Origin of the sequence: Streptomyces sp. NPDC058051 (genome assembly GCF_042885475.1) — a bacterium.
Lineage (GTDB): Bacteria > Actinomycetota > Actinomycetes > Streptomycetales > Streptomycetaceae > Streptomyces.
Genome location: NZ_JBHVRW010000011.1, coordinates 175340 through 188169, shown reverse-complemented (window position 1 = coordinate 188169; position 12830 = coordinate 175340). Strand labels below are relative to the sequence as shown.

At 70.4% G+C, this 12830-nt stretch carries 13 protein-coding genes; 3 read left to right on the top strand and 10 right to left on the bottom strand.

Annotation, left to right across the window (positions count from 1 at the left end):
* Positions 1-366: 366 nt before the first annotated feature.
* Together ACFVUT_RS19530 and ACFVUT_RS19525 are read right to left on the bottom strand one after the other, a co-directional pair.
* Positions 367-915 carry a hypothetical protein gene (locus tag ACFVUT_RS19530; RefSeq protein ID WP_389652661.1) on the bottom strand — a complete coding sequence of 183 codons (549 nt, stop codon included), beginning with the start codon at positions 913-915 and terminating at the stop codon, positions 367-369.
* Positions 912-3059: a Hint domain-containing protein gene (locus ACFVUT_RS19525; RefSeq protein ID WP_389652658.1), complete on the bottom strand. Its 2148-nt coding sequence runs from the start codon at positions 3057-3059 to the stop codon at positions 912-914. Before ACFVUT_RS19525 ends, ACFVUT_RS19530 begins: the two co-directional genes overlap by 4 nt.
* A 411-nt stretch (positions 3060-3470) precedes the next feature.
* Here ACFVUT_RS19525 and ACFVUT_RS19520 point away from each other — a divergent pair, with 411 nt between their 5' ends.
* The gene (locus ACFVUT_RS19520; RefSeq protein WP_389652656.1) at positions 3471-4397 is read left to right on the top strand and encodes an SDR family oxidoreductase; all 927 of its coding nucleotides are present in this window, start codon (positions 3471-3473) and stop codon (positions 4395-4397) included.
* 209 nt (positions 4398-4606) lie between these two features.
* Here ACFVUT_RS19520 and ACFVUT_RS19515 read toward each other — a convergent pair whose 3' ends face one another.
* Complete coding sequence (locus ACFVUT_RS19515; RefSeq protein WP_389652653.1) at positions 4607-5794, bottom strand: flavin-containing monooxygenase; 1188 nt, start codon at positions 5792-5794, stop codon at positions 4607-4609.
* Positions 5795-5963: 169 nt separating this feature from the next.
* Between ACFVUT_RS19515 and ACFVUT_RS19510 the strand changes: the two genes are divergently transcribed.
* Together ACFVUT_RS19510 and ACFVUT_RS19505 are read left to right on the top strand one after the other, a co-directional pair.
* The gene (locus ACFVUT_RS19510) at positions 5964-6416 is read left to right on the top strand and encodes a DoxX family protein (protein ID WP_389652650.1); all 453 of its coding nucleotides are present in this window, start codon (positions 5964-5966) and stop codon (positions 6414-6416) included.
* Positions 6413-6826, top strand: a complete 414-nt coding sequence (locus tag ACFVUT_RS19505) for a Zn-ribbon domain-containing OB-fold protein (protein WP_389652647.1) — start codon at positions 6413-6415, stop codon at positions 6824-6826. The genes ACFVUT_RS19510 and ACFVUT_RS19505 overlap by 4 nt, the downstream gene beginning before the upstream one ends.
* Positions 6827-6887: 61 nt before the next feature.
* On the opposite strand, the gene ACFVUT_RS19500 is transcribed toward ACFVUT_RS19505, so the two are convergent.
* From ACFVUT_RS19500 to ACFVUT_RS19470, 7 genes are all read right to left on the bottom strand, one after another.
* Positions 6888-7553, bottom strand: a complete 666-nt coding sequence (locus ACFVUT_RS19500) for an SRPBCC family protein (protein ID WP_389652644.1) — start codon at positions 7551-7553, stop codon at positions 6888-6890.
* A gap of 211 nt (positions 7554-7764) precedes the next feature.
* The gene (locus ACFVUT_RS19495) at positions 7765-8376 is read right to left on the bottom strand and encodes a TetR/AcrR family transcriptional regulator (protein WP_389652641.1); all 612 of its coding nucleotides are present in this window, start codon (positions 8374-8376) and stop codon (positions 7765-7767) included.
* A gap of 208 nt (positions 8377-8584) precedes the next feature.
* Positions 8585-9169 carry a hypothetical protein gene (locus ACFVUT_RS19490; protein WP_389652638.1) on the bottom strand — a complete coding sequence of 195 codons (585 nt, stop codon included), beginning with the start codon at positions 9167-9169 and terminating at the stop codon, positions 8585-8587.
* A 10-nt stretch (positions 9170-9179) separates the two neighbouring features.
* Complete coding sequence (htpX, locus tag ACFVUT_RS19485; protein WP_389652635.1) at positions 9180-10091, bottom strand: zinc metalloprotease HtpX; 912 nt, start codon at positions 10089-10091, stop codon at positions 9180-9182.
* Positions 10092-10217: 126 nt separating this feature from the next.
* Positions 10218-10904, bottom strand: coding sequence for a pyridoxal 5'-phosphate synthase (locus ACFVUT_RS19480; RefSeq protein WP_389652632.1), 687 nt, complete (start codon positions 10902-10904; stop codon positions 10218-10220).
* Positions 10905-11149: 245 nt separating this feature from the next.
* Complete coding sequence (locus tag ACFVUT_RS19475) at positions 11150-11512, bottom strand: DUF805 domain-containing protein (protein ID WP_389652629.1); 363 nt, start codon at positions 11510-11512, stop codon at positions 11150-11152.
* Between the two features lie 139 nt (positions 11513-11651).
* Positions 11652-12821 (bottom strand): acetyl-CoA acetyltransferase, encoded by a 1170-nt coding sequence (locus ACFVUT_RS19470; RefSeq protein WP_389652627.1) that lies wholly within the window; start codon positions 12819-12821, stop codon positions 11652-11654.
* Positions 12822-12830: the final 9 nt, after the last annotated feature.

Below are 12830 nucleotides of genomic sequence, written 5' to 3'. Positions count from 1 at the left end.
CTGCTCGAAGTCGTCGGGTGATCGTGCCCGGTCAGCCTGAAACTGACACATTGTCAGGTTAGCGAACTGACGGCCCGTCAGGAATGGGTGTGCAGACAACGGCTGAGAGGCCGGATGCCTCGACGGGGCAGCCTGTGGGGAGGGGGTGGGGGAGGGGGAGGCAGGAGAAGGCAGGTCGGGCGGGGTCGGGCGGGGTCGGGCGGGGGAGGGCTGGGTGTGGTCGGTCCGGCTGGGTGTGGTGGGGCCGGGCCAGGCCGGGTGTGGGTGTGGTCGGTCCGGGCTGAGCGTGGGCCGGGCTGGGTGTGGTCGGGGCGGCCCGCGCCATGGAGGCGAAGACCGCTGTCGATTTCAGTGGCGCCCGGCGAGTTATCGCCCAGGCATGTCGGCCGCCTCGACGACGGCCATGCCCTCGAACTGAAAACGCTCCAAGTCGTCGTAGTAGTCAGGAAATCCGCCCCTCCGTGTGGACAGCTTGACGGTTGCTCCGTGGTCGAGGAAGTCGTCGTCCACGCCGATGGAGATGATGCCGACCAGCAGGTCCGCCGATTCCAGGCCGTGAGCGGATTTCATCGCGCAGGAGAGGAATTCTCTCGCGCGTGCCACGAGTCCGGGCAGGAAAACATCCCTGCTCTCGTCGAGTCCGGTGGGTGGAATCCAGACATCGTTCACATCGAGCTCGTGCCGTGAGACCTCTTCACGGGTCCAGTCGGACCGCCAGCCGGATCCATGCATCCCCCGGAGGAGCAATGATCCGGCCGGCCCGACCTCCCACCCCTCGTCGACAAGGCTTCTCAACTCGCCCGGAAGGTCCTCGCCCGGAAGGTCCTCGCCCGGGAGGTCTTCGCCCGGCAGGTCTTTGCGTGGGAGGTCCGCAGGCTCGCGCCAAAGAGGCCGCATCGACGAATTCATTCTCATGGGGCTTCCATGTCAAAATACTGATACGCCTTCGTGATGGCGCTTCGGGGGACCTGCCTGGCAGTTTTCGAGGAGAGCTGTTTCCCGGTTTCCGAGACCCAGCTGCCATTGGTCGGATTGTAGTAGTACTTGGTGGGGTCCGCGCCTCGTCCCATGAACTGAAGATGGATACCGGCTCCAGGCTTTCCGGGGCTCTGGTTCTCGATATCGACGCGGAATGAATTGTCCTTCGCCTTGAACACCGTCTTGCTGTTGATCGTCGGCGCGTCCTTCGGCGTGGTGATGGAGCAGGGGCCGGGCGGGGTGTTGTGGACGAGCACGCTGCTTGAGCCCACGCCGACGTAGTACGAATGGAGACCGGCGACGGTCAGGTCGTGGGTGGTCTCCCGCCGGGTGAAGTGAGCGACGGACACGACGGGGAGGGCGGCCCCTGAAGGCAGCCGGAGCAGGTCGCCGGCTGTGAGGTCGTCGGCGTCGGCCCAGCGGCGTTCGTCGACCAGCCAGAACGGGTGCGTGCCGGTCGTGGTGACCGTCCCGGCGGCGGTCGTGAGCCGGACGAAGTCCTTGTCGGCCTCGGTGGTGATGACATGGGTCACCGGCCGCGCGGCGGTGAGGCGCTGCTCCGGGTCGGTGGCGGTCACCCGGTCCCCGACGCGGATGTCCTCGATGGCCCGGCGGGTACCGTCGGCGAGGAGGACCAGCGTGCCGGACGGGAAGCTGTGGGGCTTGACGCAATGCGCGGTGTCCCGTTCACGTTGCGCCCCTTCGACGAGCTGTTTCGCCTCGACGGCGGCCAGGGCGCGGGCGTCGATGAGGGTGTTGGCCCGCAGCGGGATGGTGTAGCGGACCGTCCTGCCGCCGCTGGCCCGTGACTCGGCCTCGGCCTGTGCCTTGTACCGTGCGGCGACCGAGGAGTAGACCGACCCGGCGCCCGGATTGGAGCACCTCAGAGTGCCGGAGACGCTGTTGCCGGTGATGGGGAAGGTGCCGCGCGGGCTGGTGCACTGGCCCGCCGACTGTCCCCCGATGGAGAAGGTCGCGCTCAGAATGGCGGTGACCTCCCCCTTGGTGACGCGTTCCTCCCGGGCTGTGGAGGAGACCTGGCCCGTGAAGTTCTGGACGACGGAGCAGCCGGACGAGCCGCAGTTCATGTCCCCCGAGCCGTCGAGGGTGAAGTTGATGCCGTGGTCGCTCGCGTCCTTGAGCTGGTCGGCGTACTTCAGCAGGGTGTCGAACATGGCATCTATCGCCGCACCGACGATCGGCGTCAGGTCCATGCCGTCGGAGTCGCCCCCCGCCAGCGGCCCGGTGGTCACCTTGGGGATCTCCGTCGGTGTCTTCCCGTCCCGGAGCCGGTCGAGCGCGTCGGACACGTCGTAGGGCTCCAGGCGCAGCACACGATGGGGTTCCTGCTCGGTCACCAGCAGCCGGCCCGCCGAGGTGTCGACCCCGAGCGCGGGTTTCCCGCCCACGGTCAGGGGCTGCTGCGTATCGTTCGCCGGCTGTGGTGTCTCTTCGAGTTCGGCCAGGGACTTCGACAGCACCGCCGCAAGCTCCGCCGGGGCCGGCGTGCGGCTGAGCGCCTCGTCCACGAGTTCGGAACCGTCGTCGAGTCCGACCATCCACTCGCTGGGCTTCTCGGTGCCCGGCTCGGCATCCTGGGCGGGGGCCGGGTCGTCCTGCCACCGCAGGAAGGTCTTGCCGCCGATACGGAGGACGTCCCGATCGGTCTTCTTGTTACCGGAGCTCGTGGTGCCGAACTGGCTTCCACCGGCGGTGACGGTGATCTCGTTGTCCGTGATGCCGAAGGCCGATGTGTCCTGGTACGTCAGACCGGAGGCGTTGGCCAGGCCGGCGACGGCTTGATGGAACGGCTTCAGGTTCCGCCTGGCCTTCGCGTCGTCGGACCCGGAGGAACCCGAACCCACCCACGCCAGCAGCCCGGCCACCAGGGCCAGGACCAACGTCCCGATCCCGCCGAAGAGCAGCACGCGCTGACGTCCGGACAGCGCCCGGAACCTCAGCGCCCAGGAACGACGCCCCACCGTCGGGGCGTAGGCGGGCGGTGGCGGCACGAACCTCGCGTCCGCATCCGGCCCGCCTCCGGCCGATGGTTTTCCCTCGACGGGCCCGGGCTCTTCCATGACGTCCCCCTGTGATCAGCCGATGACGCACCGCCGTGTCGAGATCACCGGGTCCGTGGTCAGACGCACGTCATGTATGGCCTCGGCAAAGGGAGTTGAGCCCCTTGCCGCACCGGTGCCGCTCGGCGGATACCGAGGTGGTGTCTACCAGCCGCCCGGCAAGAGGCATATCCGGTTTCCGGTTCTTCTTCCGGTTCTTCACGAATGCTGCGCATGGCGGCGGGGCTGAGGGGCGGAGGGGGTGCGGGGGTGCCGAGGCGTGGGCGGGCGGTGTGGCGACGGGTTCGGCACGACGGGTGAAGAAATACGACATGAGGTGTCGGGTTTGGGGTCGAGCATGGTCGCACCGGTCGGCGTCGATGGCGCGCGTGCACCGGGCCCCATCGATGGACGAGGACCTCAATGGAATTCATGCGCGAAACGTCGGCACCGGACCTCCACGGAAAGATCGCGCTGGTCGCGGGGGCCACGCGGGGCGCCGGGCGCGGCATCGCGGTCCAGCTCGGCGCGGCGGGTGCGACGGTCTACGTCACCGGCCGCACGACTCGGCAGCGGCGCTCGGAGTACGACCGGCCCGAGACGATCGAGGAGACCGCGGAACTCGTCACCGCCGCGGGCGGAACGGGCATCGCCGTGCCGACCGACCACCTGGTGCCCGAGCAGGTCCGTGCGCTGGCCGAGCGCGTCGACGCCGAGCAGGGGCGGCTCGACGTGCTGGTCAACGATGTCTGGGGCGGCGAGCGGCTGTTCGCGTTCGACCGGCCGGTCTGGGAGCACGACCTCGACGACGGACTGCGGCTGCTCCGGCTGGGTGTGGAGACGCACGCGATCACCAGCCACTTCCTGTTGCCGCTGCTGGTGCGGCAACCCGGCGGGCTCGTGGTCGAGATGACCGACGGGACCTCCGCGTACAACGCGACGCGCTACCGCAACTCGTACTTCTACGACCTGGTCAAGAACAGCGTGCTGCGCATGGCGTTCGTGCTCGCGCACGAGCTGGAGCCGCATGGCGGTACGGCGGTGGCGCTCACCCCGGGCTGGCTGCGCTCGGAGATGATGCTCGACACCTTCGGCGTCACCGAGGACAACTGGCGCGACGCGCTGGCCACAGTGCCGCACTTCTGTATTTCGGAGAGCCCGTCGTACGTCGGACGCGCGGTCGCGGCGCTGGCCGGCGACACCGGCGTCGCGCGCTGGAACGGCCGGTCGCTGTCCAGCGGGCAACTGGCGCAGGAGTACGGCTTCACCGACCTTGACGGCTCGCGCCCGGACTGCTGGCGCTATCTGGTCGAGGTCGACGAGGCCGGCAGATCAGCGGACGCGGCGGCGTACCGGTGACGGACACCGCTCACGGGCGGTGGTCGGACGTGCGACGCCGCGGGCCGTGGTCGGGTTCAACGCCGCGGGTCGGCGTGGGCGGCGGTGTGTCCCGGCTGCCGGCCGGTCCGCGCGGGGCTGCCGGCCGGTCCGCGGCGGGCCGTCGGCCGGTCCCGCCCTGTCCAGGCCGCCGGCCGCTCCCGTCCCGTTCCGTCCAGGCCGCCGGCCGGTCAGCCGACGCGTGACAGCCGCTTGGCGATCTTCCGTGCGTCCAGGGCCATTTCGCGGAACATGCCGCTGATCGGGTTGGTGAACCCGGTGAAGTACAGGCCGGGGGCCTGCTTGGGGGTGCGACCGCCGTGCACCAGCGGTCGGCCCCGCGCGTCCAGGACGCCGAGGTGGCCGACCAGCCCCTCCAGGGCCCGTCGGTAGCCGGTCGCCGCGATCACCGCGTCCGGGGTGACCCGGTCCCCGTCGGCCAGCACCACCGCGTCCTCGTCGAACGATTCGACGGCCGCCACCGGTACCACCCGGCCGCTCCTCACCGCGTCGATCAGCCCCACGTCCTGCACCGGAATGGCGCCGTCCTTCACCCGTGAGTAGAGGCCGGTCTCCGGGCGGGGCAGCCCCTGGGCTGCGAGGTCGGGCACGGCCATCCGGGCCATCAGGCGCCCGGCGCGGTCGACGAGCCGGACCGGCAGTCTGCGTACCAGGATCCCGGTCGCCTGTGCGGGCCAGCCCGCCGTCGAGCGGCGCACGATGTGCGGCACGGTGCGCACGGCGATCCGTACCCGGGACGCTCCGCCCTCCACCAGGTCGGCGGCGATCTCCGCGCCCGTGTTGCCGATGCCGACGACGAGGACGTCCCGGCCCGCGTACGGGGCCGGGGCGCGGTAGTCGGAGGCGTGCACCAGATCGCCGGTGAAGGTGTCGCGGCCGGACCAGTCGGGGATGCGCGGGGTGTGGTTGTAGCCGGTGGCGACGATGACGGCGCGGCCGGTCAGCACCCGGCCGCCGGTCGCGGTCAGTTGCCAGTCCGCCCCGTCGGGGGCCCGGTCGATCCGCGACACCTCGACGCCCGTCACCACTTCCAGCTCGTGGTGCTCGGCGTACTTCTCCAGGTAGCGCACCACATCGTCCCTGGCCACCCAGCGTCCGAACCGGCGCGGCATCGCAAGCCCCGGCAGCGCCGACCAGCGCCGGGTCGTGTGGAGGTGAAGGCGGTCGTAATGGCGGCGCCAGGACGCCCCCACGTTCGCGGACTTCTCCAGCACGACCGCCCGTACCCCCTGCTCGCGCAGGGCCGCCGCGGCGGCGAGGCCGCCCGGGCCGCCGCCGATGACGTATACGGGACGGTCCTCGGTGAGGTCTATGCCGGTCGGTGCGGTGCTACCGGCGGTACGTGCGCTGTCGGGCATGGTTCGGAGCGTAATCGCGCCCTCACGCGATGGGTCTCGGCCGAGACCGGAATCGGTTGCGAATTGATCACGGGCGTGCGGATCCCGCGCGCTTCCCGTACACCCCTTGCGCATGTCGGCGCCATCGGGTCAACTGACGTACCGTCAGATACCTGATGTGGGAGGCCCCGTGCAGACGATCTGGCTCGGCGGCGCCGAGTGGCTCGCCGTCCTCCGGATAGGCCTCGGCCTGTGGTGGCTGGAGAGCTGGCGGCACAAGGACAAGAAGGGCTGGTTCGAACGCGGTACGGGCATCGCCTGGGCCGCGGACGTGGCGGGCAAGCACCGGTGGGCGGCCGTGCGCACGGGATTCCAGCGGATCGTCGCTCCGCGCCCCGGGTTCATGGCCCACGTCGTCGTGTACGCCGAACTCGCCCTGGGTCTCGGCCTGATCGCCGGATTCCTCACCCCGGTCGCACTCGTCGCCGGGCTCCTCCTCAACCTCCTCTACCTGGTGCTGATGATCCACGACTGGGCCGAGCAGGGGCAGAACGCGATGATGGCGCTCATCTCGCTCGTGGCACTGTTCGCGATGTCCTGGCAGACCTGGTCCCTCGACGAGGCGATCGGACTCTTCCTGTGACCACGCCCGCCGCGCGCTTCGACCGGCCCGAACCCGACGCCTTCACCCGGCCCTACTGGGACGCCGCCGCCCGGGGCCGGTTGCTGCTGCGCCGCTGCCGCGCCTGCGGGCGCGCCCACCACTACCCCCGCGAGTTCTGTCCGCGCTGCTGGAGCGAGGACGTCGTCTGGGAACAGGCGAGCGGGTACGCCACGCTCTACACCTGGTCGGTCGTCCACCGCAACGACCTGCCGCCGTTCGGCGCCCGCGTTCCGTACACCGCCGCCGTCGTCGACCTGGCCGAGGGGCCGCGGATGATGACGGAGATCGTGGACTGCGCGGAGTCGGACCTGGCGATCGGCATGCGCCTGCGGGTTGCCTTCCGGCAGGAGGAGGGTGCGGAAGCGGTCGCGGTCTTCCGCCCCCGGTAGCGCGGCACCGGGGGCGATTGAGGTTGCCGAGGGGCGGTCGGCGAAGAGGGCGGCCGGAGGTTCAGCGCGTTCGTCGGTCGGCGACGGCCTCGGCGCGTCGGGCGAGAGCCTTGTTCATTGCGTGGAACTGGGGAAGCGTGTCCGACGTCAACTGCCCTTTCACGAACGGCACGGCGACGCCGGTGAAGCTCTCGCGCTGGGTCAGGCGAACCCTGCCGGGCCCGGTCTCCTCGATGACGAAGCGGTGTTCACCGTCCGCGATCCATCCAGGCTCCACCCTGCCCAGCCAGCGCAGTTCGTGTTCCGGTCTGACGGTCAGGGCTTCGGGGGTGAACGTCGACTCCCCACCGGCGTCGCGCATGACGATGCGCATGCGGGCCCCTTCTTCGAGGCGGCCGCCCGACGACGTCACCTCGGCCGAGACCATGAACGGATTCCACTGCGGGTACGTGGCGAAGTCCGTCAGCACCTGCCAGACCTCCTCGGGCGTCGCCTCGATCTCTATCGAGGCGACGAGCCGCACCGGCCGCAGGTTGGACCATGCGGTGTAGCCGGCCAGCAGGGCGATGACGGCCGTCAGCGCGGCGAGCGCGCGGCGCCGGCGGCGGGAGAGGCGGGAGAGCCGGGAGAGACGGGAGAGGCGGGAGAGGCGGGGGAGAGTGGGCGGGGCGGAGGGAAGGGAGGGGGCGGGCGGAGCGGGCTCGGAGGACTGGGGTGCACGGTCCATTCTCGGTTCCTCTTCTCTTCTTCGGGTTCTTCTTTCACGTCAGGTCGCGCGAGGCTCAGGTCAGGTGACGTCAGGTGACGTCAGGTGACGTCAGGTGACGTCAGGTCGTGTGAGGCTTGCGTCGGCTTGTGCCGGGTCGCGTCGGGACGCGCGAGGTCGCGTCGCGTCGGGGAGGTGGTGCGGTCGTGCTGGAGCGGCGGGACGGGGCGCGTCAGGCGTACGCGCCGGAGAGCGCCCCGGTGACCAGCCGCTCGACGTACGCCGTGTCGAGGGGCTGCCCGGTGATGAGCAGCCGGTAGTAGAGGGCGCCGGCGAGCTGGTCGAAGAGGACGCCCGGATCGATGTCGGCACGCAGCTCCCCTCGTGCCCCGGCCCGCGCGATCAGGTCGAGCGCCAAGGCGTTGCGCCGCGCGAACATCGCGCGGACCGCCGCTCCCACATCGGAGTGCCGTGCCGCGGCGGCCGTGATCTCCGCGACCAGACCGGCGGACGACTCACCCGCCGAAGCGGGGAGCCCCGCCCGCCGCATCCGGTTGAGCCCGTCGACGATCTCGTCGAGATAGCGCGTGAGGTCGGCGCGGATGTCGCCGCTGTCCTCGACCGGTACCCGGTCCTGCATCCGTGTCACCACGGCGACGATCAGATGGTCCCTGGTCGGCCAGCGCCGGTAGAGCGTCGTCTTCGCCACGCCGGCGCCGACGGCCACGTCGTCCACGGAGAAGCGGTCGTACCCGCGGTCGAGCAGCGATTCCAGGGCAGCGTCGAGGATGCGGGCATCCGTGTGTTCCGCGCGGGGGCGACCGCGCCGTGCCGGTGGCTCCATGACCCAACCTCTTTTCGCTACGACCGTTTCGTAAAGAGGTTAGAAGAGAGTCATGAATAACGCAACGGTCGTAGCGAAATGAGCGGTGAGGTGTTCGCTCTTCCCGGCCGCGTGGGTGCGGCTTCGTGTGTACGACCTCGCGTGGACCGGCTTCGTGTGACGGCCGCGTGCGGCCCGGTCCCGGCCCGGCCCCGGCCGCCGTGTGCGCCTACAGTCCCGGGGCTCCCCACACCGGGAACCACCGGGCCAGGTCCTTCTCCATCCTGAGGTCGTCCCCGAGCGTCGCCCGGACCTGCAACTCCAGCTGGTTGTCACGCTTCTCGCCGCTGCCCGGCACCGGCGCGAACGGATAGAACGTGCCGCGCTTGTAGAGGTAGACCAGGGCCAACGAACGGTCCCGCCCGTCCCGGAAGCCGATCAGGGAGCAGAGCAGCTGCGGGCCGAAGCCGCCGTCCTGGAGCAGGGTGTTGACCGCGTGCAGGTCGTTGACCAGGGAGGCCGTGTCGTCGGACGGCTGGCGGGCGAGCAGCCAGGTGTAGCCGTACGCGTCCTGGCTGAACTCCACCGGGATGCCGCCGCGCTCGGTGTCCGCGTCGAGCAGTTCGCGTACGTCCTGCTGGATACGGGCGAAGGCGCCGCCCTCGACTCCGGCGAAGCAGACGGAGCCGAGGCCGGTGGGGGTGAATCCGGCGCCGGCCTGGAGGGTGAGGGCGGCGGAGGGGACGGCGAACAGCTGGTCGAGGTCGGGGCGGACCGGTTTGCTGCGGCCCAGGATGACGTCGAGAAGACCCATGGAACGTTCCTTACGGACGGGCGAGGTCGGCGGAGATGCGGGCCAGTTGGTCCAGGCGCTGTTCGAGGGTCGGGTGGGAGGAGAGCAGCCGGCTCAGGCTCTCCTTGGAGGAGAACGCGGGAACGAAGTAGAAGGCGTTGTACGGCTCCGCCTTCCGCAGGTCCTCGGTCGGGATACGGGCCATCTGGCCGCTCACCTTCGTGAGGGCGGAGGCGAGTGCCGAGGGTCGGCCGGTGAGCAGGGCGGCGGTGCGGTCGGCGGAGAGCTCCCGATAGCGCGAGAGCAGCCGGGTGAGCAGGAAGCTCAGCACGTACACGACGGCACTGACCAGCGGGATCAGCATGACCGCGATGCCTACGGGGTCGTTGCTCCGGCTGCCGCGGGACAGGCCGCCCCACAGAGCGACACGGGTCAGGATGCCGGCCAGCACTCCGAGGAAGGAGGCGATCGTCATGACGGCGACATCGCGGTGCGCGACGTGCGACATCTCGTGCGCGAGCACACCCTCCAGCTCTTCCGGTTCCAGCCTGCGGAGCAGTCCGGTGGTGGCGCAGACGAGGGCGCTCTTCTCGCTCCGGCCGGTGGCGAAGGCGTTCGGTACGTCGCTCTGCGCGATCGCCACCCGGGGCTTGGGCATATTGGCCAGGGCGCAGATCCGGTCGACGGCGCCGTGCAGTTCCGGTGCCTGCTCGGGGGTCACCTCCCGGGCGCCCATGCTGAAGGCCGCGATGCGGTCGCTGAACCAGAACTGGGCGATGAAGAGTCCGCCGGTGATGATCAGAATGAGCGGCCAGGCGCCGCGCACCGCCGCGAGCAGCACACCGACCAGCACCACGTACAGCAGCCCGATCAGGAACATGGTCGTCACCATGCGCGTGGTCAGCCCGCGGTCGGGGGCGTAACGGGAACGGGTTCGGCTCATCGGTGCCTCCAGTCCTCACCTTCTCCCATAGTGCCCCTTTGCGGTTGAATTCGAATAAATTCGAATAAAGCGGTGGCCTGGGGTGGACGCTGGAGCGGCGGCCCGGGTGCGGGCCGGGCCCGGGCCCTACGGCCAGAGCAGTTCCCGCGCCCACTCCGCGCCGTCCCGGCGGTAGCGCAGCCGTACATGGCGCCGTCGCGCGTCACCCTGGAAGAACTCCACCTCCCGCGCCTCGACCACGTACCGTGTCCAGCTCGCCACCTCCACGTCCGGTTCCGCGCGGGCCCGCTCCCAGGCCGCGTCCGAGGCGCGGTTCAGCTCCTGGCAGGAGCCGAGCACCTCGCTCTGCCGCCCGACCAGTGCCGATGCCAGCGCCCCGGTCGAACGGGCGTGCAGATCGGCCCGGCTCTCGGCGGGCGCGCAAGCGGTGACGGGACCTCGCACCCGTACCTGACGCCCCTGTACCGGCCAGTAGAAGCCGAGTGCGGCATGCGGTCGTGCGGCGAGCTGGCGGCCCTTCACGCTGGTGCGGTGCGTGGCGAAGTGCCAGCCGCGCTCGTCCGCGTCGTGCAGCATCAGCGTCCGCACATCGGGCCGGCCCTCGGTGTCGACGGTGGCCAGCGACATCGTGTGCGGTTCGGTCTGCCCGGCGGCCACGGCCTGCGCGAACCAGGTGTGGAACAGGGGGAGCGGGGCGGTCGGCGCGGCGGCCGGATCGAAGGCGGGCAGCTCGACATCCCATACGCGCTGCGCGTGGAGCAGCTCCTGGAAGGCGTGGTGGGCGGCGTGCGGATCAGGAGTCGCATCGTTCATGGGGCCCCATCATGCACGCAGGACAGTCCACAGGGTGCCGGACAGCCCACAGGGCGCCGTCCCGGCCATGGGGGATGCCGGGTGGCGCCCTGTGGGCGTGCGCTCAGAGCGGTGAGCGCACGGTCATGTGGTCGTGCGGTCGTGCGGTCATGCGGTCATGCGTGGGCAGTCGTGCGGTTGGCAGTCGTGCCGTCGTGCGGTTCGCGGTCCTGCCGTCGGTCGTCCGGCCGGGTGGCCGGGCGGCCTCAGTGCGCCGGGGCGTATCCGGGCTTCGGGTCCTGGCCGTGCGCGTTCTGGCCGCGGTCGCCCTCAAGGCACATGAGGACGAACAGCGTGATCTCGCCCACCAGCGGGACTATGCCGAACAGCAGCCACCAGCCGGAGCGGCCGGTGTCGTGCAGGCGGCGCGCGCCGACGCCGAGGGTGGGCAGGATGATGGCGACGTAGTAGATCGCCACGATGACCGGCGTCGAGCCGATCACCGCGTCGATGATCGCCAGGATGATGATGGCGATGATGTTGAACAGCGTGTACATCCAGAACTCCTGGCGACGCGCCCGGCCGCTGAACACGGCGTACTTCTTCAGGACATCGAGATACCAGTGCATGTGTCCCCCCAGGGGCAGCGGTGAGCTCGTCCTCGATGGATCGAGCCCGGAACGCCAGAACATAAATGGCTTGAAGTGCCCGGGTCAAAAAGTTATGAAGAGGGCGTTCCCGGGCAGCCCCTGTCCGGGCGCCGACGCCTCATCCCCGCCCCAGCACGACCGTCCCCGACGAGCAGAACCAGCCACCCGTTCCCGATGCCACCGCCAGCTCCGGGAGCCGCCCGCCCGGCCTGCGCACCTGGCGCTCACCCGCCTCGCCGCGCAACTGCCGTACCGCCTCCACCAACAGGAACAGCCCCCGCATCCCGGGGTGGCAGGCTGACAGGCCGCCGCCGTCCGTGTTGACCGGCAGCTCGCCGCCCAGACCGGTCCGGCCCTTCTCCACGAACGGGCCGCCCTCGCCCTTCGCGCAGAAGCCCAGGTCCTCCAGCGTCACCAGCGTCATGTAGGTGAAGGCGTCGTAGATCTCGGCGAGGTCGATGTCCGCGGGCCGCACCCCCGCCCGTGCGAACGCCAGACGGCCCGAGACCGCCGCGGGGGAGACCGTGAAGTCGTCCCACTCGGACAGGGCGGAGTGCGAGACGTGTTCACCCGAACCGAGGATCCACACCGGTTCCTTCGCCGTGTCCGCCACGTACTCCTCGGCGGCCAGCAGCACCGCGCAGCCGCCGTCGCTGCGCACGCAGCAGTGCAGTTTGGTGAACGGATCCGCGATCACCGGCCCCGACAGGACGTCTTCCACGGTGATCGGGTCACGGAACATCGCGTCGGGGTTGGCCGCCGCGTTCGCCCGCGCCCGGACCGCCACCTCGGCGAGCTGCTCCAGCGTCGTGCCGTACTCGTGCATGTGGCGGCGGGCGGCCATCGCGTACTTGGCGATCAGCGAGTGCCCGTACGGCACCTCGAACTGGAGCGGGCCGCGCGCCCCGAAGGAGAGGTTGGACGTCCGGCGCCCCGCCCTGATGTCCGCACGCGCCGTCGATCCGTAGACCAGCAGTACGGCACGGGCGTGACCGGCGGCGATGGCGTCCGCCGCGTGGGCCGCCATCACCTCCCACGTCGCGCCGCCGACCGCGGTGGAGTCCACCCAGGTGGGCTTCAGCCCCAGATACTCCGCGACCTCGACCGGGGCGAGCGCGCCCAGTCCGGCGGAGGCGAAACCATCGACGACGGACCGGTCCAGACCCGAATCCGCCAGCGCCCGGCGGGCGGCCTGGGCGTGCAGGGCGTACGGCGTGGCCTCGTCGACGCGTCCGCAGTCGGCGAGGGATATGCCGACGACAGCGACCTTGCGGTGGGAAGAAGGCATGGATCTGAC